The following is a 25,334-nucleotide window of genomic DNA, read 5'->3' as shown; positions in this document are numbered from 1 at the left end:
TGGTCCAGGAATAGGTCGTCAACTCCTGAACGGTCCGGATCGCGCCGCCCAGTTCGAGCCGCATCCCCGGCAGGGCGGCCTGCAGTGCGTCGACGGCCTTCGCCGCCCCGTCATGGCCGTGGTACACCGCGTCCGCCTCGGCGACGAGCACATCACCGGAGTACGCGGAGGCGATCGAATGGCTCCGCTCCTCACCGGCAGGGGAGTTCCAGATGGCCAGGTGTCCGGCGCCGAAGTTGCGGTGGATGGCGCCCATGGGCATGGTGCAGTCGGCCGGGTAGGACAGCTTTGCCCTGGGGGTTCTGCTTCTTGAGCAGGGCGATCACCGAGTTGCCCTGGATGATGCCGAGCGTCTTGCCGGTGGCGGCGAGCTTCTGGCTGGCCTCGTAGCCGGTGCCGAGCGGGTCGTCCTGGAAGCAGCCGGTCCGCACCATCTCCACGTACTTGGCGACGGCGGTGGTCCACGGCGAGGTCGCGAAACTGGCCTGACCGGCCTGCATCTTCTTGTCGAAGTCCCGGTCCTGGCCGTACACGGTCGTGGCGACCAGCGGGAACAGCGCGATCTGCGTGACCCAGTTGTCCTGGATGCCCAGCGCGAACGCGGGTGTCCCCTTCTCCTTGGCGGCGCGGCAGAACGCGAGCAGTTCGGTCCACGTGCCCGGCGGGGTGAGGCCGGCGTTCGCCATGGCCTCCTGGTTGCAGATGGCGCCGATGCCGTTGATCCCGAAGATCCCGTTGTACGTCTTGCCCTCGTACTGGGCGACGTCGCTGACCACCTCCGGGTACTTGACGGCCCACGGCTGGTCGGACAGGTCACGCAGGTAGCCGACGAACCCGGTCGTGAGCCGGTTGTCCCGCTTCTCGACGTCGGCCGCCAGGTACCCGACCGCGGCCGGCACGAGTTCGTCCGGCACCAGGCCGAACGCCAGCGCCAGCAGGTAGGCGGTCTGGGTGCCGCCCTCGACCTTGCCGTCATCGTCCACATAGGATTCGATGAACGCGGTCCGGATCGCGGCGTGCAGCGCGCGGTGCTCGGCCGCGACGTCGTGCCGGTCGAGCACCTCGGCGGCCTGCGCCACGATCTGCGTGCTGCGGGCGAAGTACGCGGTCGACAGCACGTCACGCGGGGTGGTGACGTCGATCTGCAGCCAGTCGCCGTAGGAGCTGCCGGTGCGGTGCCGCCACCGCAGGTCGGGGTTGTGCCGGCGGATGTGCCCGCCCCAGGCGACCATCGCGTCGAAGCACTCCTCCAGCACGCGGCGGTCGCCGTAGGTGCGCCACAGGTGCCACGGGATGATCACCCCGGCGTCACCCCAGGCCGGCGCGGCCTCGCGGTGTGTCGAGACGAGCGGGGCGACGTCGCGGAACGCGCCGCTTTCGTCCTGTCCGTCGACCACGTCCCGCAGCCAGCGGGCGAGGAACGCGGCGACGTCGGCGTTGCGGCTCGCGGTGGGGGCGAAGATCTGGGCGTCGCCCAGCCAACCGAGGCGCTCGTCGCGCTGCGGGCAGTCGGTCGGCACCGCCACGAAGTTGCCGCGCTGACCCCAGGAGATGTTGGCCTGCAACTGGTCGACCATCGGGTCCGAGCACTCGAAGTGCCCGGTCCACGGCGTGTCGTTGTGCAGGACGCGGGCGACGACGTCGTCCGCGGACAACGTGCCGGGATGGCCGCTGACCTCCAGGTAGCGGAAACCGTGCACGGTGAACCTCGGCTCGAACACCTCGGCCTCCCGGCCGGCGGCGGTGTAGACGTCGGTTGCCTTGGCTCGCCGCAGGTTCTCCGTGTACAGCTCGTCGCCGTCGAGGATCTCGGCGTGCCGCAGGACGATCCGCTGCCCTGGCTCAGCACCGCGGATGGTCAGCCGCACCCGGCCGACCAGGTTCTGCCCGAAGTCGACGATGAACCGGCCGGACTCCCGTGCTGTCACGGAGATCGCCGACACCTCACGGGTGACCCGGATCGGGTGGTCCGGTTCCGCGACCAGCGGTCCGGGCTCGCGGTCGAGCACCACGACCGGCCGGCCAGGTCGGTCCGGGACGGAGGCGTCGACGTGCTCCCCCATCAGCAGGTCCGCGAACCGGGTGGCGCCCGGCCGTTCGGTCCACGCCGCGTCGGTGGCCACCACCTGCCGCGAGCCGTCGGCGAAGTCGACCACGAGTTGGGCCAGGAACTCCGGGCGGTCACCGTAGTGCCGCGCGGGCCGGCGCTCGTCGAAGCCGACGAACCCGCACCACCAGCCGTCGGAGACGATCGCGCCGAGCACGTTGCTCCCCGTGCGCAACAACGAGGTGACGTCGTAGGTCTGGTACTGGAGCCTGCGGTGGTACTCCGTCCAGCCCGGCGCCAGCTCCACGTCACCGACCCGGGTGCCGTTGAGCCGGGCTTCGTAGACGCCGCGGGCAGTGGCGTAGAGCCGAGCCCGCACCGGTTCCCGCGCCAGCTCGAACTCGCGCCGCAGGTCCAGCGGCGGCTCGCCGGGTGGTTGGTCGTGGTCGGTTGGCGGGTCGAACGGCGGCTGCGCGTGGGGATCGCGGCCGACCCACACGGCGGCCCAGTCCTCGCGGTGCAGCAGGCCGGTCTCGAACCAGCTCTCCCCCACGCCGGCCGCCGCGCCCGTCTCGTCCCAGACCTCGACCCGCCAGTGGTAGCGCGTGGCGGAGCGCAGGACCGGGCCGTCCCACGGCACCAGCACGCCGTCCCCGGACTCCCGGCGCCCGCTGTCCCACACGAGGCGGGCCGGGTCGTCGAGGTCGGCAGGGCGCTCGGCGGCGGTGATCCGGTACGCGCTCTGCGCGGCGCCCGTCCGGTCGCTCTCGAGCCGCCACGACAGCCGGGGGCGCGGCTCGCCGAGGCCGAGGGGCTCGTGCCGCCCAGGGTTACCGGCTGGCCATGCGCGCCCGGGGCCTCGAAATCGACATCGTCTCCACCGCCTACACCCAGGAAGGCGGCTACCGCGGCGCACAACAACTCCTCGCCCGCACCGACCGCCCGACGGCCGTATTCGCCGACGCGGACATCGTCGCCATGGGCGTGCTCGAAGCCCTCACCGAAGCCGGCCTGTCCGTCCCCGACGACATCTCCGTCGCCGGCTACGACAACACCACCTTCGCCGCCCTCGGACCGATCTCACTCACCAGCGTCGACCAGGCCGGCCACCAGATCGGCGCCAACGCCGCACGGCTGCTGCTGGAACGCATCGCCGACCGGCACAAACCATCGGCCCAGATCAAACTCTCACCCACCCTGGTACCCCGCCGCACCACCGCTCCCGCACCGCTGGGAAGCGCCGCCGACCACCGGTGAGGCCAGGCGTGAACGCGCGCCACACCCGACCGCGAACGCCCGCCCAACACCAGGGGTATCTGCCGACGCGGTGACACGGGCATTCGCGGGTGGCCGCCACCCACATGAACGCCACAAGAACCCGTGTCCGTCGCGGCGTTGTCGACCCGGCTGCCGCGTTATCCGCGCCTGGCTTCGGCGCGCTGCCGGACGAGCACCTCGATGCCGTCGAGGATGCGTTCCAGGCCGAAGGTGAACTCGTCGTCCGGGGCGTCCTCGTGGTCGATGGCGCCTGCCTGGAGCGCGGCGGTGACGGCGGGGAACCGGTTCGGGTCCGCGAGCTTGCCGAGCAACTGGCCGTAGAAGGACATCGCCTCCTGCTGGTCTGCGTCGGCGGCCACGAACGCCTCGGTCACGTCCGCGATCACGGACGCCTCGTTGCGCACGAAACCGGTCAGCAGCATCATCACCGACAGCTTCTCGCGTTCCGGCAGGCCGGTGTCCTGCAGGCACCTCAGCCCGTGCTCCAACCAGATCACCTGGTTGGGCGTGACCGGCGGCCCGGTGACCGGGATGCGCAGCACCCACGTGTGCTGGCGCAGTATCGCGTGCAGGTCCCACGCCCAGCGCGACAGCGCCGTCCGCCACGGCTCGCCGGGCACGACCGCCGACGGCGGCGTCCGGTAGGCCGCGTCGGACATCAGGACCAGCAACTCTTCCTTGGCCACGACGTAGCGGTAGAGGGCCATCGTCGAGGCGCCCAGCTCCGCCGCGACGCGGCTCATCGACACCGCCGCGAGCCCCTCGGACTCCGCGACGTTCACCGCGGCTTCCACGATTCGGTCGAGGCTGAGGCCGCGCTGCCGGCCCTTGCCCGGACGTTCCCGAACTCCCCACGCTGCCTCGATGACCGAGGGCAGACCGGCACCGGTTCTTTCGTCCATTGCCTCGGCTTTCCTGGGCGACTGGGACCGCGGGATTACGTACGGTACACACACTATAGTATGCGCCGTACGCGCTCGACCTCCCGACATGCGGCCACGACCCGCCCGGACCAGTCGAAGTCGCAGGTCACAGCTCTCCCGTCGACAGGTTTCCGGGGCAGGCAGGGGTACTGGTTAAGGGGGTTCCGGCCCTCTTCTAAGGGGCTGCGGGCGTTGAGCGCGCTATGCGTGCGCCGGTTGAATTGCGCCCATCGGGCAGTCTGCCCGTGCCCGACTCCAATTTTCCGGAGGGCAGCAATGACCGACCTCATCGACAGCCGGGAACCCACGGCGGCGGTGCAGTTCCCGATGACGCGGACCTGCCCGATGCACATGCCGCCGCAGTACGCCGAATTGCGCGACGAGCAGCCCGTGGCCGAGGCGACGATGCGGATGACCGGAGCGCGGGCCCTGCTGCTGACCCGGCACGCCGACGTGAAGAAGGTGCTCAACGACAAGGCGATGAGCTCCGACGCCAAGCGGCCGGGCTACCTGCACCAGATCCCCATCCCGGAAGAGATCATCCAGTTCATCAAGTTCCCGTTCGTGGCGATGGACGCGCCGGAGCACACCGCGCGGCGTCGCCTGGTCATCCCGGAGTTCACGGCCAAGCGGGTGCAGGCGTTGCGACCGCGCATGCAGGAGATCGTGGACGAGCGGATCGACGCCATCCTGGCCATGGACGGGCCGGTGGACCTGGTGCGGGAACTGGCCGCGCCGGTGCCGTCGCTGTTCTTCTGCGAGCTGCTCGGCGCCGACCCGGCCGATATCGACACCTTCCGCCGGTTCGCCGAGGTCACCACGAACCGCGACGCGGGACCCGAGGAGACCAACGCGGTCTTCGCGGAGATGGAGACCTTCTTCGGCGGGCTGATCCGGCAGAAGGCGGCCGATCCCGGCGACGACCTGCTCAGCAGGCTGGTGGCGCGCAACGAGGAGTCCGAGGAGAAGCTGGACCACGACGACCTGGTCGCCATCGCGCGCACGCTGATCATCGCCGCGTTCGACGCCACCACGAAGATGATCTCGCTCGGTGCGCTGACCCTGCTGGAGCACCCCGAGGCCGTCGACGAGATCCTCCGCGACCCGTCGTCGACCGGCAAGGCCGTCGACGAGTTGCTGCGCTACTTGAGCGTGCTGGACGGTTCGGTCCGGGTGCCCACCGAGGACGTCGAGCTGTCGGGCGTGCGGATCCCGGCGGGCCAGGGCGTCGTCGCGCTGAACGGTGCGGCGAACTGGGACCCCGAGGTGTTCCCCGAGCCGGAGAAGTTCGACATCCACCGGGACGCGAGCGAGCACCTGGCGTTCGGCTCCGGCGCGCACCAGTGCCTCGGGGCGAACCTCGCCCGGGTCCAGCTAGAGATCATCTACAGCACGCTGTTCACCCGCATCCCGACGCTCAAGCTCGCCGTGCCGGTGGACGACCTGCCGTTCACCGAGGGCGGTCACGTGCACGGCCCCTACGAGGTGCCCGTCACGTGGTGACCGCGACCAGGGTGGTCGTCGACCGTGAAACGTGCGTGGGCTCGGGGAACTGCGTGTTCGCCGAGCCCCGCGTGTTCGACCAGGACGAGGTCGACGGCCGCGTCGTCCTGCGCGCCGACACACCATCCGCTCTGACCGCCAAGGCCGTCGCGGGCTGCCCCGTCCGGGCCATTACCCTCGTGGACGCCGCCCAGGCCCTTGGACACGCCTGAGCGCTCACAAGGGGAAGGGGAGCCCGCGAGATGGACCCGATCAGCCTGGCCGTCGGAGGCGTGATCTTCGCGGCAGGCTACGTCATCGGCTTTCTGACCAAGCGGTCCCGGCCGAGCGCACCGCAGTTGACCGCGATCTGCGGCTGCGGGCACGGGCTCGACCAGCACGACCCGGAGACGTGGACGTGCCACGCCGAGGTGCGCCGTGACGAGTTCGACGGCGTGGTCGTCCGGCACGTGTACGTGCCCTGCACCTGCCGGCAGTACACCGGTCCGAAGCCCATCGAGGAGCTCTTCGCGCCGAAGTACCTGCCGCCGAACGACTGACGGCTCACGTGTGCGAACCGGTGAGGGGAAGGCGGATCACCGCCTTCCCCGCACCGGTTTCCGCTCACCTGGCGTAGAGGGCCTGCCAGTAGTAGCTCCACGGGACGGCCCAGCTCTCGCCCACGCAGGTCCAGCCGTCGCCGGGTCGGTAGGCGTCGAGGAACTTGCGGGACTGCGCGGCCACGGCGCGGTCGTCGTGGATGTCGATGACATCGCGCAGCAGACCGGTGCTCAGGGCCAGCTTGACGATCTCCTCGCCCTGCGTGTGCCCGTCCAGGCTCTTGTCGAGGTACTTGCCGACGGGGTTGTTCACGTACAGCCGCTCGCACTGCCGGTCCACCAGGGAGAGGTAGTACCCGACCGTCTCGGGGGTCATCTCGGCGAACGAGTCGATGTTGACGCACAGGTCGAACCGCAGACCGGCCAGCTCCTCCTCGGTGCGTTCCACGGGGACGAAGCGCAGCCGCTCGAACAGGTGCGGCGGCAGCACCTCCGAGAGGTAGTTGCGCGCCAGCTCCAGCGTGGTGGCCAGGTCCACGATGACGTACTCGACGATGTCGTGGTTGGCCAGCAGGGCGTGGCAGGTGCGCCCGAAGCCGGCGCCGATCTCCAACACCCTCGCCCCGTCCAGGGGCGCCCGGTCGGCGATGAACTCCAGTTCGTACACCGCGCGCAGGTAGTCCATGCAGACGGACTCGCCGTGGTAGGTCACCGAGATCGGGTCGCCCACGTCGCGGTTGTGGATGCGGCGCAGCCGGTCCCAGTTCGGCTCGCTCAACGTGGCCGCGAGGTTGTAGGTCAGCGCCTTGAGGTACCGCACGCCGTTGACGCCGGTGTCCCACAGGCCCAGCTTGAAGTTCACCGCGCCGGACTTGAACCCGGACAGCTCGGCCACGGCCTCCGGCGTCATCCGGGTGTTGCTGATGTGCTCCCACTGCGGGCTCTGCCCGTTCACCACCGTCATCAGGACATCAGCTCCGGCTTGATCACGTAGCCCGTGCCGTCGGCCGCCCGGTCCGGGATGCGCTCGTGCGCGTTGCGCAGGGCCTCGTCGAGCCGCTCGGCCTTGGCCGCCTCGCGCTCGTCCCGGCCGTCGACGAACTCCGGCATCACCTCGCGGGCGAACAGCTCCAGCGACTCCATGATGTGCTCGTGGGCGTTGTTGCCGATCTGCACCGAGAAGATGATCTGGTCGACGCCCGCGGCCTGGTAGCGGCGCAGGATGTCCCTGATCTTGTCCGGGGTGCTGATGCCGCGGCGCAGCGAGGTGATCTGCTCCAGCATCTTCTGCACCACCGGGTCGGCGGCCTCGGTGTCGTCGGGCATCACCTCCTCGCGGGTGAAGCCCATCTGCTCCTTGGCCGCCTGGAAGTTGGCCCAGACGTCCGTGACACCGGGGTGGTGCTCGCCGAAGACGTAGTAGTGCATCAACGAGTACGAGAAGAAGTGCGCGCCCTCAAGGCCGCGGTCCAGAGCGGTTTCCTCGTCGGGGTGGCACATGAACGGCAGCACCAGCGCCACGTTGGGGTTGACGGCGAACCCGGCCGGGACGCACTCGTCGGAGGCGATGGTGCGGTAGTAGGTGTCCACCCACTCCTTGGCGTCCTCCGGCTGGATGAACGAGAACGCGAGCGCGCCGAGCCCTTCGCGGGCGGCTTCCTCGATCGTCTCGCGCCGGGTGCACGCCCGCCACAGCGGCGGGTGCGGCTTCTGCTTGGGCTTCGGCAGGACGTTGCGCGGCGGCACGTCGATGTACTTGCCGGTGTGGCCGCTGAAGGGGGTCTCGGTGAGCATCCGGGTCACCACCGACAGCGCTTCCCGCCACTGGTCGTACTTCTCGTCGCGGTCGACCCCGAACGCCTCGACCTCCAGCTGCGAACTGCCCTGCCCGGAGCCGAAGTCCAGCCGACCGCCCGAGATCAGGTCGAGGGTGGCGAGCCGTTCGGCCACCCGCACCGGGTGGTTGACCGACGGCAGCAGGTGCACGATGCCGTGCGCCAGGCGGATGTTCTTGGTCCGGGCTGCAGCCGCGGCGAGGAAGACCTCCGGCGCGGAGGAGTGCGAGTACTCCTCGAAGAAGTGGTGCTCGGTCGCCCAGGCGTAGTCGAAGCCCAGTCGGTCGGCCAGCTCGATCTGCTCGAGCGCCTCGTTGTAGAGCCGCTCTTCGGCGTCCTCGGACCAAGGCCGAGGGAGCTGGTGGTGGTAGATGAGACCGAATCGCATGGTTCCCTCCGCGCGTCATGGGGTCTGGCGAAAGGCTAGAGCCGCCGTGCGTGCCCGCGGTGCTGTCGCGGCGGTGTTCTAGGGTTGGCACAACGGGTTCAGGGGGATGGCTAGGGGGACTGCTCGACGAGCACGTGCGCGTTGGTGCCGCTGATGCCGAACGACGACACGCCGGCGCGTCGGGGGCGTCCGGTGTCGGGCCACGGCTGGTTTTCGGTGAGCAGCCGCACGTTCCCGGCTTCCCAGTCCACCTGGGAAGTGGGCTGGTCCACGTGCAGGGTGCGCGGCAGGACGCCGTGCCGCATGGCCTGCACCACCTTGATCACGCTCGCGACTCCGGCGGCGGCCTGGGTGTGCGCGATGTTGGATTTGACCGACCCCAGCCACAGCGGCTCCGAGCGGTCCTGGCCGTAGGTGGCGAGGAGGGCTTGGGCCTCGATCGGGTCACCTAGGCGGGTGCCGGTGCCGTGCGCTTCGACGGCGTCCACATCGGACAGACCGAGACCGGCGTTGGCCAACGCCTGCCGGATGACCCGTTGCTGCGCCGGTCCGTTGGGCACGGTGATCCCGCTGGAGGCGCCGTCGGAGTTGACGGCCGAGCCGCTCAGCAGGGCCAGGACGCGTCGGTTGTTGCGCACCGCGTCGGACAGCCGCTCCAGCACGACCAGCCCGGCTCCCTCGCCCCACCCGACGCCGTCGGCGCTGTCCGCGAACGCCTTGCACCGGCCGTCCGCCGCGAGTCCTCGCTGGTTGGTGAAGTACACGAAGGTCTCCGGGGTCGTCATCACGGTCACCCCGCCCGCCAGCGCCAACGCGCAGTCGCCGGAACGCAGTGCCTGCGCGGCCGTGTGCATCGCCACCAGCGACGACGAGCAGGCGGTGTCCATCGAGACCGCCGGTCCCTGGAGACCGAGGCTGAACGCCACCCGGCCGCTGATGAGGCTGCCGACGCCGTCCGCGCCGTCGTAGTCGTGGTACATGACGCCGGTGAACACGCCGGTCTTGCTCTCGTGCAGCGAGAGCGGGTTGATCCGGGCGTTCTCCAGCGCCTCCCAGGCGACTTCGAGCAGCACGCGCTGTTGTGGGTCCATGGCGCGAGCCTCGCGGGGCGAGATGCCGAAGAGGTCGGCGTCGAAATCGGCCGCGTCGTGCAGGAACGACCCCGCCAGGGCGGCGCTGTCGGCCGACAGCCGGTCGAGGTTCCAGCCGCGGTCGGTCGGGAACGGCGTGACCGCGTCCCGGCCCTCCACCACCAGCCGCCACAGCTCGTCCGGCGTGTCCGCCCCGCCGGGGTACCGGCAGGCCATCCCGATGATGGCGATGGGTTCGGTCAGCTTCTTGTTCTCCCGCCGCAACCGCTGGTTCTCCAGCAGCGACGCGCGCAGTGCTTCGGCAACCCGCTCGGTGTCCACTTCAGTCCCTAATCCCCTCCGGCCAGCGCGGTCCGCACGAGGTCATCCACATCCATCGCGCGGATCGCGTCACTCAGGTCGTCCTCGGGCGCCGGTGTCGTCGGTGTCGTCGGTGTCGCTAGCGAGGTCGGTGCGGGCTGCGTCGCCGGGGCCAGGCGCAGCAACGCGTCCACCAGACCGGCCTCCCTCAGCCGCTCGATCGGGATCCGGGACAACGACTCGCGGATCCGCTCGTCGTCGGCGGAGGCACCGTTCTCGGCGGGTGCGCCGGCCGAGGGCAGTGCGGGCGCGAGTTCCGCGAGCAGGTGCCGGGCGAGCGCGGCGGGGGTCGGGTGGTCGAACATCAGCGTGGCCGGCAGGCGCAGGCCGGTGGCCGTGCCGAGTCGGTTGCGCAGTTCGACCGCCGCCAGCGAGTCCAGGCCCATCTCGGTGAAGCCCTTGCCCGCCTCTACCGCACCGGACTCGTCGTGCCGGACCGCGGCCACGTGTTCGCGCACCAGGTCCAGCACCAGTCGCTCGCGACCGGACTCGTCGAGCCCCGCCAGTTTCTGCTCCAACGTGGGGCCGCCCGCCGCCACGGGTTCCGCGCGGCGGGTCCGTCGACGCTCGGGACGGGGTGGTGTGGGCGCGCGCATCACGTCACCCAGCACGGCGGGCACGGGACCGGGCGCGGCCGGGTCCAGCCGCAACGGGACCAGCACGGGGTCGTCCAACCCCATGGCCTGGTCGAACAGCGCCAGCCCGTCCTCCGGCGACAGCGCGGGCATCCCCATCCGCGCGATCCGCGCGGCCACCGCCTCGGGTGTGTGCGCGCCCATCCCGTCCGGGCCGGTCCACAGGTTCCACACCAGCGACGTTCCGGGCAGTCCCGTCGCACGGCGGTGACGGGCCAGCGCGTCCAGGAAGACGTTCGCCGCCGCGTAGTTGCCCTGGCCGGCGGGGTCGATCGTGCCCGCCGTTGACGAGTACACGACGAACGCGGCGAGGTCCATGTCCCTGGTCAGCTCGTGCAGGTGCCACGCGGCGTCCACCTTGGGGCGCAGCACCCGGTCGAGCCGATCGGTGGTCAGCCCGGCCACCAGCCCGTCGTCGAGCACCCCGGCGGCGTGGACGACCGCAGTCAGCCGCCTTCCCTCCAGCAGCCGTGCCAACTGGTCCCGATCGGTCACGTCGCACGCGGCGATCGTCACGTTGGCTTCGAGCGCGTCGAACCGGTCCGCACCCGGTGTGTCCGCACCGCGCCTGCCCACGAGGAGCAGGTTCCGCACGCCGTGGGCCTCGACCAGGTGGCGTGCCAGCACCGCGCCGAGGCCACTGACGCCGCCCGTGATCAGCACGGTGCCATCGGGGTCCCAGGGCGCGTCCCGCCGTGGTCCGGCCGGGATGGCGGCCAGCCGCGGCACCCGCACCTCGCTGCCCCGCACCGCCAGCTCCGGCTCGCCCAACGCCAGCGCGGCGGCCATGGTGCGAAGAGAGGAACGCAGACCGTCGACGTCCACCAGCACGATCCGGTCGGGGTTCTCCGCCTGCGCGGCCCGCACCAGGCCCCACACCGGCGCCTGCACCAGGTCCACGTCCTCGCCGGCGAGCCCGGCCGCTCCCGTGGTCACCACGACGAGCTTCGTCGCGGCGAACCGGTCGTCGGCGAGGAACTCCCGCACGACGCCGAGCACGTGGTGCAGCGTCGAACGCACGCCGATCGGAACGTCGCCGTCACCGCCCGCGCCGCACGGCAGGAACACGACCTCCGGTGCCTCGGTGATGTCCGCCAGGGTGGCGTATGGCTTCGCGGGTATGCGGAGGTTGCCGAGCACGGCCCAGTCCCCCGGCTCGGCGTCGGCCGCGGCCCCCAGCGGCAACTGCCGCCAGTCGTGGCGGAACACCGAGTCGGCCCCCGTCGTCCGCGCACCCGCGGCGGCGATGCGTTCCGGTGTCAGCACCCGCACGACCAGCGACTCCACCGTCGCCACGGGTGTGCCCGCCGGGTCGGCCAGGTCGAGCCGGACCGCTTCGGCTCCGGCCGCCGGGTCCGAGCTGGTCCACGTGATGCGGACGCGCAGCCGGGAAGCGCCCGCGGAGTGCAGCGCGACCCCCGACCACGAGAACGGGAGCTGGGTGCCGCCCGCCTGCTGCGGGGTCCGGTCGCCGAGGAAGTCGGTGGCGCTCATCGCGGCGTCGAGCAACGCCGGGTGCACACCGAACCCGGCGGCGTCCGGCCCGGCCGACTCCGGCAACGCGACCTCGGCGAACACCTCCTTGTCCCGCCGCCACACCGCGCGCAGGCCCCGGAACGTCGGCCCGTAGTGGTAGCCCTGGCCGGTGAGGTAGTCGTAGACCTCGGCCAGGTCGACGTCCACGGGCTCCGCGCCGGCGGGCGGCCACACGTCCAGCGGCACGGGCGGTGCGGTACCGGAGGCGAGCCAACCGGAGACGTGCCGTGTCCACGGTTCGCCGTCCACCCGCGAGTACACGGCCAGCGAGCGCCGCTCGTCCGGCTCCGGCTCCCCGACCACCACCCGCAACGCGACCCCGCCGCGTTCGGGCAGCAGGAGGACCTGCTCGATGGTCAGCTCCTCGATGACGTCGCAGCCGACCTCTTCCCCCGCGCGCAACGCCAGGTCCACGTATGCGGTTCCGGGCAGCACGACTCGGCCGAGCACGTCGTGGTCGGCCAGCCAGGGGTGCGTCGCGGTGGAGATCAGCCCGGTGAGCACCACGCCGCCCTCGGGGGTGTCCATCACCGCGCCGAGCAGCGGGTGACCTGCGTCGGTCTGGCCGAGCCGCGTGACGTCGTGGCGGGCGGGCGTGGAGCGCAGCCAGAAGTGCCTGCGCTCGAACGAGTACGTCGGCAGGTCGACCCGGCGGGCGCCGGAACCGGCGAAGTACGCGCGCCAGTCGACGTCCAGCGCGCCGAGGGCGGTGAGCAGGGTGTCCGCCTCCGGCCGGTCCCTGCGGACCGTCGGCACCACCGGCACGTCCGCGATCGCGCCGAGCGCGCTGTCCGGTCCCAGTTCGACGTAGGTGGTGACGCCCTGCTCGTCCAGGTGCCGCATGGCGTCCGCGAACCGCACGGTGGCCCGCACGTGCCGGACCCAGTGGTCGGCGTCCACGTCCGTGACGGTCCCGGTCACGGTGGACACGATCGGGATGCGCGGCGACGCGTAGGACAGGTCGGCGGCGATGCGGGCGAACTCGTCGAGCATCGGCTCCATCAGGGGCGAGTGGAAGGCGTGGCTCACCCGCAGCCGGGTCGTCCGCCTGCCCTGTGCGGCGAAAGCCGCCACGACGTCGCGCACCCGTTCCTCGGCGCCGGACACGACCACCGCGTTCGGTCCGTTGACGGCCGCGATGCCCAGGTCCGGGGTGAGCAGCGGGAGGATCTCCTGCTCGGACGCCACGATCGCGGCCATCGCCCCGCCGGCCGGCAACGCCTGCATGAGACGGCCGCGAGCCGAGACCAGCCGCACCGCGTCCGGTAGCGACAGCACGCCGGCGACGTGCGCGGCGGCGATCTCGCCGATGGAGTGCCCGACCAGGAAGTCCGGTTGGACGCCCCACGACTCCAGCAGCCGGAACAGCGCCACTTCCATCGCGAACAGCGCGGGCTGCGCGAACTCGGTGCGGTTGAGCGCGTCCGGGTCCTCGCCCCACATCACGTCGCGGATGTCGGCCGCCACGGCGTCGAACGCCTTGGCGAAGGCGGGGAAGGCGGCGTGCAGCTCACGTCCCATGCCGAGGCGCTGCGCGCCCTGTCCGGTGAACAGGAACGCGGTCGCGCCGTCCGTCCTGGTCCGGATCGGCCCGCTCAGCTCGGCGAGGTCTCGGAGCGCCTGCTCGCGGTCGGTGGCGGCGATGACGGTGCGGTGGTCGTGCAGGGCGCGCGTGGTGGCCAGGGAGAAGCCGACGTCCAGCAGGCGTTGTTCGGGGTTGACCAGGAGGTGTTCCCGCAGTCGTTCGGCTTGCCTGGGCAGGGCTTCCGCGGTCGGCGCGGACAGCACGAGCGGTACTACGGGTGCCGCGGTTTCCGCTGGAACGAGCACGGATGCGGGAACGGGCACGGGGGCTGGGGCGGGGACAGGAGCTGGCGCCTGCTCCAGGATGACGTGCGCGTTGGTGCCGCTGAGCCCGAACGAGGAGACCGCCGCGCGGCGTGGGCGGTCGTGTTCGGGCCATGGCCGTGCCTCGGTGAGCAGTTCGAGGGTGCCCTCGCTCCAGTCCACGTGCGGCGACGGCTCGTCGACGTGCAGGGTCGGGGGCATCACTCCGTGCCGCAGCGCCTCCACGACCTTGATGACACCGCTGACACCGGCCGCTGCCTGGGCGTGGCCGATGTTCGACTTGACCGAGCCCAGCCGGACCGGCTCGGTGCGGTCCTGGCCGTAGGTGGCCAGGAGCGCCTGGGCCTCGATCGGGTCACCGAGCCGGGTACCTGTGCCGTGGCCCTCCACGAGGTCCACTTCGCCGGGGCGCAGGCCGGCCGCCCGCAGCGCCTCCCGGATCACCCGCTGCTGCGACGGTCCGTTGGGCGCGGTGAGGCCGTTCGACGCGCCGTCCTGGTTGATGGCACTGCCGCGGATCACGGCGAGCACCGGGTGGCCGTTGCGCCGGGCGTCGGACAGGCGTTCCACCAGCAGCAGACCCATGCCCTCGGACCAGCCGGTGCCGTCGGCCGCGCCCGCGAACGCCTTGCACCGACCGTCGGCCGCCAGCCCGCGCTGCCTGCTGAACTCCACGAAGATCTCCGGCGTGGACATCACCGTGACGCCACCCGCGAGCGCGAGGCCGACCTCGCCGCGGCGCAGGGCTTGGCAGGCCATGTGCAGCGCGACGAGCGACGAGGAGCAGGCGGTGTCGATGGTGACCGCCGGACCCTCCAGCCCCAACGCGTAGGCGACCCGACCGGACGCGATGCTGCCCGCGCTGCCGTTGCCCAGGTAGGCGGCCACGTCGTCGGGAACGTCGTGCAGCCTGGAGCCGTAGTCGTGGTACATCACGCCCACGTACACGCCGGTCCGGCTGCCGCGCAGGCTGGTCGGGTCGATACCGGCCCGTTCGACCGCTTCCCACGCGCCTTCGAGCAGCAGCCGTTGCTGCGGGTCCATCGCCAACGCCTCGCGCGGCATGATCCCGAAGAACTCGGGGTCGAACTCGGCCGCGTCGTGCAGGAACCCGCCTTCCCGCACGTAGGTGCGGCCCGGCACGCCCGGTTCGGGGTCGTAGAGGGCGTCGGGGTCCCAGCCTCGGTCGGTCGGGAAGCCGGTGATCGCCTCACGGCCTTCGGCCACCAGCTGCCACAGCCCGGCGCTGTCGCGCACGTCGCCGGGGAAGCGGCAGCCGATGCCCACGATGGCGATGGGCTCGTCCGCGTCCACGACCAGGGCGGGTGTGCCAGGGGTGGACGTGCCAGGGGTGGTCGCCGTCGTGCCCGCCAGCCGTTCTGCGATGAAGCTCGCGACGGCGCGCGCGGTCGGGTGGTCGAACACCAGTGTGGCCGGCAGCCGCAACCCGGTCGCCTTGTCCAGCGCGTTGCGCAGTTCCACGGCGGCCAGCGAGTCGAAGCCCAGTTCCTTGAACGCCCGGTCCGGCCCGATCGCCGCCACGCCCGCGTGCCCGAGGACCGCCGCGACGTGCGTGCGCACCAGGTCGACCAGCGACCGCCGGTCCGTGGTGCCCGACGCCACGGGCGGCACGGCGGCGCGTGGCCGCAGCAGCACGGGCAGCTCCGCGGCCTTCGCATCCACCCGCAACGGCACGAGCAGCGGCTCACCGGACGCCACGACCGCGTCGAACAGCGCCAAGCCCTCGGCGGGCTCGATGGCCGGCAGGCCGAGCCTGCGCATCCGGTCCAGGTCGGCGTCGGTGAGCGGACCGCCCAGTCCGGTGTCCACGGCCCACATGCCGAACGCGATCGACGTCGCGGGCAGACCTTGCGCCTGCCGGTGCTCGGCCAGCGCGTCGAGGAAGACGTTCGCGGCGGCGTAGTCGCCCTGTCCGGCGGCCAGCACCAGCCCGCCCGCCGACGAGAACAGCACGAACGCCGCCAGGTCCCGGTCCCGCGTCAACTCGTGCAGGTGCCACGCGCCGTCGACCTTGGGCCGGAAGACGGTGTCGATCTTCTCCTCGGTGAGCGAGCCGACCAGCCCGCCCTCGGCCACGGCCGCCGCGTGCACCACGGCCCGCAGGTCCGGGATGTCCGCCAGCAGGGCGGCCAGCGCCTCCCGGTCGGCCACGTCGCAGGCCGCGACGGTGACCTCGGCACCGGCGGCGGTCAGCTCCGCCCGCAACTCCTCCGCACCACCCCGGCGGCTGGTCAGCACCAGCCGGCGCACCCCGTGCTCGGTCACCAGGTGCCGCGCGACCAGCGCGCCCAGCCCGCTGGTGCCGCCGGTGATCAGCACCGTGCCGTCCCACGGTGCCGTGCCGTCCGGCACCGCCGTGCGGACCAGGCGCGGTGCCAGGACCCGGCCGTCGCGGACCGCCACCTCCGGCAGGCCCGAGTCGACCGCGTCGGCGACCGCCGGGCTGTCCGGGTCGTCGACCTCCAACAACGTGAACCGGCCGGGGTTCTCGACCTCGGCGGCCCGCACCAGTCCCCGGACGGGGGCGTGGGCCAGGTCGTCGCCGCGCAGCACCACGACCAGCCTGCTCGTGTCGAACCGCTCGTCGTCCAGCCAGTCCCGGACGGCGGTCAGCACCGCGCCGGTCGCCGCACGGGCGCGCGTCGGCACATCGCCCTCGCCGGCCGGGACCTCGAAGACGACCGCGGCGTTCGACCTCCCACCGCCCACAGCCGTGCTCCGGGGTGCGGCCGTGGACGTGCCCGTCGACCACGCGCCGTCGCCCGACACCGGCTGCCAGTCGAGCCGGTACACGACCCGGCTGCGCTCGGCGGGCCGGGAGACCAGCGACTCGACGGTCGCGACCGGACGACCGGCGGTGTCCGCGAACCACATCGCGGACCGCTCGTCACCGTCGATCCGGCGGATGTGCACGCGCAGGGCGTCCGCGCCGGGCGCGTGCAGGGTGACACCGCTCCACGAGAACGGCAGCAGCGTGTCACCGGCCGCCGTGCCGTGCTCGTCGAGCAGGTCGGCGTGCATGGCGGCGTCCAGCAACGCGGGGTGCAGGCCGAACCCGGACGCGGAGACCGAATCGGGGAGGGCGACTTCGGCGAACACGTCGTCGCCGCGCCGCCACGCGGCCGTCAGGCCGCGGAAGGCCGGTCCGTACCCGTACCCGCGCTCCACCAGGCTGTCGTAAGCGGCGGCCACGGGCACCGGGACGGCGCCGGGCGGCGGCCACTGCACCAGGTCGAACTCCGGTGCGGCTGCGGTCACGGCCAGTCGCCCGGTCGCGTGCCGCACCCACTCCGCATCCTCCGCACGGGAGTGGACGGCGATCGTGCCATCGCCGCCGACGACCACCCGGATGGGCAAGCCGCCGTCCTCCGGCAGCACCAGGGGCGCTTCGAGCGTCAGCTCCGCCACCCCGGACGCGCCCACGTGCTCGGCCGCCCGCAAGGCGAGTTCCACGAAACCGGTGCCCGGCAACAGGACCCGGCCGAGCACCTCGTGGTCGGCCAGCCACGGCTGCGTCCGGCGGGACAGTCGCCCGGTCAGCACCACCTCGTCGGAACCCGGCACCGCGATCGCCGCGGCGAGCAACGGGTGACCGACGCGGTCGAGGCCGGCGGACGACACGTCGGCCGGGCCGGGCCGGGCGTCGAGCCAGTAGTGCTCGCGCTGGAACGGGTAGGTCGGCAGGTCCACGTGCCCGGCGCCCCGCTCGCCCAGCACCGCCGCCCAGTCGACGTCGGTCCCCCGGGCCCACAGGGCTCCGACACCGGCGAGCACCTCGCGTTCCTCGGACCGGTCACGGCGCAGCAGCGGGGTGAACGCCGCCTCCCCCGTCACGCAGTCGGGTCCCATCGCGGTGAGCACGGCGTCCGGCCCGACCTCGGCGAACGTGGTGACCCCAGCCGATTCGAGGTAGCGCACGGCGTCCGCGAACCGAACGGTCGCGCGCACGTGCCGCACCCAGTACTCCGGCGTCGCGATCTCGTCGGTGGGGTCGCCGGTCACGGTGGACACCACGGGGATCGACGGCGGCGAGTAGGTCAGGTCGGCGGCGACCGCGGCGAACCGGTCGAGCATCGGCTCCATCAACGGCGAGTGGAAGGCGTGGCTCACCTTGAGCCTGCCGCCCTTGCGACCCAGCCGCGCCAGCAGCTCGTCGACCGCCTCCTCCGTCCCGGACAGCACGAGCGACTCCGGGCCGTTGACCGCCGCGATGTCGACGTGCGGGGTCAGCAGCGGCCGTATCTCCTGCTCGGAGGCCCGGACCGCCACCATCGCGCCGGGGTCGCACATCGTCCACATGAGCCGACCGCGCTCGCGGACCAGCCGTGCCGCGTCGGACAGGGACAGCACACCGGCCACGTGCGCGGCGGCGATCTCACCGACCGAGTGGCCGGCCAGGAAGTCCGGCCGGACGCCCCACGACTCCAGCAACCGGAACAACGCCACCTCGACCGCGAACAGCAACGGCTGGGCCACGTCCGTCCGCCGCACGTCGTCGGTGTCCGGCAGGTCCAGTTCGGCCATCGCCGCGTCGTAGGCGTGCGCGAAGACCGGGAACGCGGCGTGCAGCTCGCGTCCCATGCCGAGCCGCTGCGCGCCCTGCCCGGTGAACAGGTAGGCCAGCTTGCCGGTGCCGACCTCGTCCCCCACGACCGCGCCCAGGGCTTGGGCGAACTCCGCGTGGTCGGCGCCGACCACGACCGCGCGGTGCCTGAACGCCGCACGTCCGGTGGCCAACGTCCGGGCCACCGCCGCCACGTCGCCGTCGACGGACTTGAGCCGGGCCGCCTGCGCCCGCAACGCCTGTGGCGTCTTCGCGGACAGCACCCAGGGGACGATCGCGGGGCCGCTCCCTGCTGGTTCCGGGGCGTCCGGCGCCTGTTCGAGGATGACGTGCGCGTTGGTGCCGCTGATGCCGAAGGACGAGACGCCGGCGCGGCGGGGACGGCCGAGGTCGGGCCACGCGCGGCTCTCGGTGAGCAGCTCCACCGCGCCCGCCGTCCAGTCGACCTGGGGCGTCGGCTCGTCCACGTGCAGGGTCTTGGGCAGCAGGCCGTGCCGCATCGCCATGACCGTCTTGATCACACCGGCCACGCCGGCGGCGGCCTGGGTGTGGCCGAGGTTGGACTTGACCGAACCGAGCAGCAACGGTTGCGGCCGGTCCTGGCCGTAGGTGGCGATCAGGGCTTCGGCCTCGATCGGGTCACCGAGCCGGGTGCCGGTGCCGTGCGCCTCGACCGCGTCCACATCGGACGGACGCAGGCCGGCGACGGACAACGCCTGCTCGATCACCCGCTGCTGGGAGGGGCCGTTGGGCGCGGTCAGGCCGTTCGACGCGCCGTCGGAGTTGACCGCCGAACCACGCACCACCGCCAGCACGCGGTGCCCGTTGGCCCGTGCGTCGGACAGCCGTTCGAGCAGGAGCACGCCGACGCCCTCCGCCCACCCGGTGCCGTCGGCGGAGGCGGCGAAGGACTTGCAGCGACCGTCCCCGGCGAGCCCGCCCTGCCGGTTCATGTCCACGAACGTGTCCAAAGTGGACATCACGGTCACGCCGCCGGCCAGTGCCAGCGTGCACTCGCCCTGCCGCAGCGCCCGCACCGCCCAGTGCAGCGCGACGAGGGAGGACGAGCACGCGGTGTCCACCGTCACGGCGGGTCCTTCGAGACCGAGCGTGTACGCGACCCGCCCGGAGACGACGCTGGCCAGGCTGCCGTTGCCGAGGTAGCCCGCGATGTCCTCGGGCACGTCGCCGAGCCTGGTGCCCCAGTCGTGGTACATCACGCCCGCGAAGACGCCGGTGGGCGTGCCGCGCACGGACGTCGGGTCGATCGCGGCCCGTTCGAACGCCTCCCAGGAGGCTTCCAGGAGCAGGCGTTGCTGCGGGTCCATCGCCGCCGCCTCGCGCGGGCTGATCCCGAAGAAGTCCGGGTCGAACCGGGCGGCGTCGTAGAGGAACCCGCCCTCGCGGGTCGCGCCGGGGTCGTACCCGTTGTCGACGTCCCAGCCCCGGTCGGTCGGGAACCCCGAGACCGCGTCCACGCCGTCGACCACGAGTCGCCACAGCTCCTCCGGCGACGTGACGCCGCCGGGGTAGCGGCAGCTCATGCCGATGATCGCGATCGGTTCCTCGGTCGCGGCGGTTGCCCGGACGGCGGTCTTGCGCTCGACGCCGCCGAGCCGGTCGGCCAGGTACGCGGCCAGCACGCGAGGTGTCGGTTGGTCGAAGACCAGTGAGGCGCTCAGCGGGAGTCCGGTCAGCGCCTTGAGGCGGTTGCGCAGTTCGACGGCGGCCAGCGAGTCGAAGCCGATGTCGCTGAACGCCCGGTCCGGGTCGATCTCGTCGGCGCTCGCGTGCCCGAGCACGTCCGCGACTTGCGACTTGACCAGTTCGAGCGGGTCACCCACCGCCGGCTGCCCGGTCGGCTTCTCGGCTCGGCCGGGTCGGCTGGGTCGGCTGGGTCGGCGCATCCTCACCGCGACGACGCAGGCTTCCGCGCCCGCGACAGCGGTGTCGAACGCGGCGAGGTTGTCCTCGTCCGACATCGGCTCGACACCGAGCCGGGCCAGGCGGCGTCGCGCGGCGTCGTCCAGGTCGGCGGCCATCCCGGACCGCCACGGTCCCCAGGCGATCGACGTGGCGGGCAGGCCCGCGGCCCGGCGGTGGTGGGCCAGCGCGTCGAGGAAGACGTTGGCGGCGGCGTAGTTGCCCTGCCCGGCCCCGTCCAGGAAACCCGCCGTCGAGGAGAACAGCACGAACGCGGACAGGTTCCCGGTCAGCTCGTGCAGGTGCCAGGCGGCATCGGCCTTGGCCCGCAGCACGCTGTCGATCCGTTCGGCGGTGAGGGAGTCCACGAGACCGTCGTCCAGCACGCCGGCGGTGTGCACGACCGCGTCCACCCGGTGCTCGGCCAACAACGCCGCCACCGCCGCCCGATCCCCGACATCGCACGCCACGATCGTCACCGACGCGCCGGCCGCCGTGAGCTCCTCGCGCAACCGATCCGCGCCCGGTGCCTCCAGCCCCCGCCTGCCGACCAGCAGCAGACTGCGAACCCGGTGCTGCTCGACCAGGTGCCGGGCGACCAACGCACCGAGCGCACCCGTGCCACCGGTGACGAGGACCGTGCCCTGGGCCTGCCACACCCCGTCGAGCCTTGGCGGCACCGCGACGAGGGTGGGCACGAGCAACTCGCCACGCCGGATCGCGACCTCCGCCACCCCCGCCGCAACCGCTGCCGCGAGCATGTCGCCGGAGCCGGAGCCGGAGTCGGCGTTGGGGTCGGCGTTGGGGTCGGTGTCGACCAGCACGATCCGGCCGGGGTTCTCGGCCTGTGCCGCGCGGAGCAGACCCCAGAGCGGTGCAGCTGACAGGCTGATCAGGTCGTCCTCGGAGGTGGCTACCGCGCCCCGCGTGACGGCGACGAGTTTGGTCGAGGTGTTCGTAGCGAGCCAGGCCAGCGCTTGCTCGAGGGTGTCCCGCACCGCCTGCGGCACGTCACCGTCAGCGGGGCCGGGCTCGAAGTGCTCGACCACGAAATCGCCGGGGTCGGTGGGTGCGCCGGTCCACGGCACCCAGGCCCTGGTCAGCAGTCCTGGGCCGGCAGCCACCCGGTCGACTGGACGCGACCGGAAGCCCTCGACGGCGGCGACCGGTCGTCCCGAGGCGTCCGCGATCGCCATCGCCACCGAGTCCGGCCCGGTCGGCACGATGCGGACGCGGAGGGCGGACGCGCCGCCGGCGAACAGCGTGACGCCCGACCACTCGAAAGGCAGGCGGACGCGCTGGTCGGGTGGCTCGGGAGTGGCGAAATCGGTGGCGTGCAGCACCGCATCCAACAACGCCGGGTGCAGGGTGAACCGCTCCGGCGCAACGTCAGACGGCAGCACGACCTCCGCGAACACCTCCGCCTCACGCCGCCAGACCGCGCGCAGTCCTTGGAACGCGGGACCGTAGCCGTACCCCTGCTCGGCCAAGTCCCCGTACAAGCCCTCGATCCCGATCGGCTGCGCACCGGCAGGAGGCCACTCCACCAGGTCGACACGGGCACCCGCCGTGTCCGCGAGCACGCCCGCCGCGTGCCGCACCCAGTCGGCATCTCCCGACCGGGAGTGGATGGCGATGGGGCGACGGCCGCTCTCGTCGGCGGCACCCACCGCCACTTGCAGTGCGACCCTCCTGGACAGCAGGAGCGGGGCCTGGAGCGTCAGCTCCTCCACGGCGGAACAGCCCACCTGCTCCGCCGCGAACCCGGCCATCTCCACGAAAGCCGTGCCGGGCAGGAGGTTCGCGCCGGCCACGACGTGGTCGGTGAGCCACGGGTGCGTGTGCGGCGAGACCTCGCCGGTGAGCAGCACACCGTCGTCCTCGGCCAGCTCCACCACCGTGTCCAGCAACGGGTGCCCGGTCCCGCCTCGCCGCTTGGCGGCACCCGCGAGCCAGAAGTGCTTGCGCTGGAAGGCATAGGTCGGCAGGTCGATCCACCGGCCCTCGCCGTGGACGGCTCCCCAGTCCACCCGCGCGCCGCGCGTATGAGCCACCGCCAACGCCGACAGCAGCTCGCGTCGCTCATCACGGTCACGGCGGAGCACGGCGGCGAACGCGATGTCCTCACCGCTGACGCACTGCCGGCCCATGGCCGAGAGCACCGGGTCCGGCCCCAGCTCCAGGAACGTGGTCACACCGGCCGACTCCAGGTGGCGCACAGCATCGGAGAACCGGACGGTGCGGCGCACGTGCTCGACCCAGTACGCCGGGTCGAGCAGCGCGATCGGCTCGCCGGTGACGTTGGAGACCACCGGGATGCGGGGCTCGTGGTAGGTCAGCACCCGCGCCACGCGGGAGAACTCGGCCAGCACCGGCTCCATCAGCGGGGAGTGGAACGCGTGGCTCACCCGCAGCCGCTTCGCCCGGCCACCGAGCCGGGCGGCCACCGCGAGCACCGCACCCGATTCGCCGGACAGCACCACGGAGCCCGGCCCGTTGACCGCGGCGATCCCGACTCCCGGCGTGAGCAGCGGCCGGACCTCGTCCTCGGTCGCCTCAACGGCCACCATCGCGCCACCGTCCGGCAACGCGTCCATCAACCGGCCGCGTGCCGCGACGAGCGTGGCCGCGTCCTCCAGGGACAGGACGCCGGCGACGTGCGCGGCGACGATCTCGCCGACCGAGTGCCCGGCCACGAAATCCGGTGTCACGCCCCAGGACTCCAGCAACCGGTACAGCGCGACCTCGACCGCGAACAGCGCGGTCTGCGCGTACACCGTCCGGTCCAGCAGGTCGTCCCGCCCGAACAGCACGTCCCGGACCGGCAGGTCGAGTTGCAGGTCCAGGTACCCGGCCGCCTCGTCCAACGCCGCCGCGAACACCGGGTACCGCGCGTACAGCGACCGCCCCACGCCCACGCGCTGACTGCCCTGCCCGGTGAACAGCACGGCGAGCCGCCCGCCTGCCTTGCCGACCACCGGTCCCGGCTCGCCGGCCGCCACGGCATCCAGCCCGCGCCCGAGTTCCTCGAAGTCCTCGGCGAGGACCACGGCGCGGTGCGGCAGTGCGGCACGGGTGGTGCCGAGGGACATCGCCACGTCGACAAGCCGGCCCGTGAGCTGCCCGTCGCGCAGGGATTGCGCCAATCGCCCGGCCTGTGCGCGCAGCGCGGGCGCGGTCTTGGCGGAGACGACGACCGGGAACAGCCCGGACACCGGCGGCTGTTCCGACGACGCCTCCTCCGACGCCTCCTCGGGAGCTTCGGTGAGGATCACGTGCGCGTTGGTGCCGCTGACACCGAACGAGGACACCCCGGCACGGCGCGGCGAGCCGTCCGCTTCCCACTCCACCGCCTCGGTGAGCAGGCGCACGTCACCCGCCGACCAGTCCACGTGCGGTGTGGGCGCGTCGACGTGCAGCGTGCGCGGCAGCAGCCGGTTGCGCAGCGCCATCACCATCTTGATCACGCCCGCCACGCCGGCGGCGGCCTGCGCGTGCCCGATGTTGGACTTCAGCGAACCCAGCCACAGCGGCCGGGTGCGGTTGTGCCCGTAGGCCGCGATCAGCGCCCGTGCCTCGACGGGGTCGCCGAGCCGGGTGCCGGTGCCGTGCGCCTCGACCGCGTCCACTTCGGACGCGCTGATCCCTGCCGAGGCGAGCGCCTGCCGGATCACCCGCTGCTGGGCCGGGCCGCTGGGCGCGGTGAGGCCGTTCGACGCGCCGTCGGAGTTCACCGCGGAACCGGCGACCAGGGCGAGCACCCGGTGGCCGTTGCGCCGGGCGTCCGACAGGCGTTCCAGGACGAGGATCCCGGCGCCCTCGCACCAGCCCGTGCCGTCGGCGGCGGCGGCGAACGGCTTGCACACGCCGTCCGGCGCGAGCCCGCGCTGGCGGCTGAACGAGGTGAAGACACCGGGGTTGCCGATGACCGCGACGCCACCGGCCAACGCCAAAGTGCACTCACCGCGGCGCAACGCCTGCGCGGCCAGGTGCAGCGCGACCAGCGACCCGGAGCAGGCCGTGTCCACGGTGAGGGTCGGGCCTTCCAGCCCGAGCGCGTACGCCAGCCTGCCCGAGACCACGCTGGGTGCGGTGCCGGTCAGCAGGTAGCCGTCGAGCCCGTCCGGGGCCTCGTGCAGGCGGACGCCGTACTCCTGCGGTTCGGCTCCGATGAAGACCCCGCACCGCGTGCCGTGCAGGGAGTCCGGGGCGATCCCGGCGCGTTCGACGGCTTCCCAGGCCGTTTCCAGGACCAACCGCTGCTGCGGGTCCATCGCGGCGGCCTCGCGGGGGCCGATGCCGAAGAAGTCCGCGTCGAAGTGCCCGGCGTCGTGCAGGAACGCGCCGTGCTGAACGTAGGTGGTGCCGGGCTTGTCCGGGTCCGGGTCGTAGAGCGCGTCCAGGTCCCAGCCCCGGTCGGCGGGGAACCCGGAGATCACGTGCCTGCCGTCGGCCACGAGCCGCCACAGCTCCTCGGGGCCGGTCACCCCGCCGGGGTAGCGGCAGCCGATGCCGACAATCGCGATCGGGTCGTCGTCGGCCGCCGCCGGCATCACCACGTCGACCGGCTCGGCCCCGTCCTCGGACACGGCCCCGCCGGACAGCACGGATCGCAGGTGCTCGGCCAGCGCGCGCGGCGTCGGCCACTCGAACACCACCGTGACCGGCAGGTCGACGCCGGTCGCGGCGACCAGCACGCGATGCAGTTCGATCGCCCCGAGCGAGTCGATGCCCAACTCGCGGAACGCCAGGTCCGGCGGCACCTCGACGGACCCGTCCGGCCGGATCACGCGAAGCACGTCACCGGTGGCCTGGACCACCACACCGAGCAGATCCCTCATCC

Annotated in this window: 9 protein-coding genes and 1 pseudogene; 4 read left to right on the top strand and 6 right to left on the bottom strand. The window is 72.5% G+C overall.

Translation table 11 applies throughout. The features are described from left to right. Positions 1-191: 191 nt before the first annotated feature. Complete coding sequence (locus FM051_RS01245) at positions 192-2,963, bottom strand: family 78 glycoside hydrolase catalytic domain (protein WP_158839694.1); 2,772 nt, start codon at positions 2,961-2,963, stop codon at positions 192-194. Between FM051_RS01245 and FM051_RS01240 the strand changes: the two genes are divergently transcribed. After that, positions 2,891-3,304 (top strand): LacI family DNA-binding transcriptional regulator, encoded by a 414-nt coding sequence (locus FM051_RS01240; RefSeq protein WP_202918617.1) that lies wholly within the window; start codon positions 2,891-2,893, stop codon positions 3,302-3,304. The two genes, FM051_RS01245 and FM051_RS01240, sit on opposite strands and share 73 nt — an antisense overlap. A gap of 158 nt (positions 3,305-3,462) precedes the next feature. On the opposite strand, the gene FM051_RS01235 is transcribed toward FM051_RS01240, so the two are convergent. Then, on the bottom strand, positions 3,463-4,227 hold the full coding sequence (locus FM051_RS01235) for a TetR/AcrR family transcriptional regulator (protein WP_158839692.1): 765 nt from the start codon (positions 4,225-4,227) through the stop codon (positions 3,463-3,465). A gap of 297 nt (positions 4,228-4,524) precedes the next feature. Between FM051_RS01235 and FM051_RS01230 the strand changes: the two genes are divergently transcribed. From FM051_RS01230 to FM051_RS01220, 3 genes are read left to right on the top strand one after another with little or no spacing between them, the layout of a single operon-like run. Continuing rightward, a complete protein-coding gene (locus FM051_RS01230; protein ID WP_158839690.1) occupies positions 4,525-5,751 on the top strand; it encodes a cytochrome P450 in 1,227 nt (408 codons plus the stop codon). Next, entirely contained in the window at positions 5,748-5,963 is a 216-nt protein-coding gene (locus tag FM051_RS01225; RefSeq protein ID WP_338019437.1) for a ferredoxin, read from the top strand. Before FM051_RS01230 ends, FM051_RS01225 begins: the two co-directional genes overlap by 4 nt. A 30-nt stretch (positions 5,964-5,993) precedes the next feature. Then, entirely contained in the window at positions 5,994-6,290 is a 297-nt protein-coding gene (locus tag FM051_RS01220; protein ID WP_158839687.1) for a hypothetical protein, read from the top strand. Between the two features lie 64 nt (positions 6,291-6,354). Here FM051_RS01220 and FM051_RS01215 read toward each other — a convergent pair whose 3' ends face one another. The 4 genes and pseudogenes from FM051_RS01215 to FM051_RS01200 form a co-directional block, all read right to left on the bottom strand. Continuing rightward, positions 6,355-7,254 carry a putative sugar O-methyltransferase gene (locus tag FM051_RS01215; protein WP_158839685.1) on the bottom strand — a complete coding sequence of 300 codons (900 nt, stop codon included), beginning with the start codon at positions 7,252-7,254 and terminating at the stop codon, positions 6,355-6,357. Beyond that, positions 7,254-8,513: an LLM class flavin-dependent oxidoreductase gene (locus tag FM051_RS01210; RefSeq protein ID WP_158839683.1), complete on the bottom strand. Its 1,260-nt coding sequence runs from the start codon at positions 8,511-8,513 to the stop codon at positions 7,254-7,256. Before FM051_RS01210 ends, FM051_RS01215 begins: the two co-directional genes overlap by 1 nt. A 113-nt stretch (positions 8,514-8,626) precedes the next feature. Next, positions 8,627-9,910 (bottom strand): annotated as a pseudogene (locus FM051_RS01205) (type I polyketide synthase); the annotation flags it as partial. Between the two features lie 23 nt (positions 9,911-9,933). Continuing rightward, positions 9,934-25,332, bottom strand: a complete 15,399-nt coding sequence (locus FM051_RS01200) for a type I polyketide synthase (RefSeq protein WP_158839679.1) — start codon at positions 25,330-25,332, stop codon at positions 9,934-9,936. Between the last annotated feature and the right edge of the window lie 2 nt (positions 25,333-25,334).

Source organism: Saccharothrix deserti (assembly GCF_009769385.1).
In the GTDB taxonomy this organism is placed as follows: domain Bacteria; phylum Actinomycetota; class Actinomycetes; order Mycobacteriales; family Pseudonocardiaceae; genus Actinosynnema; species Actinosynnema deserti.
This window is presented reverse-complemented; position numbering and strand designations above follow the sequence as displayed.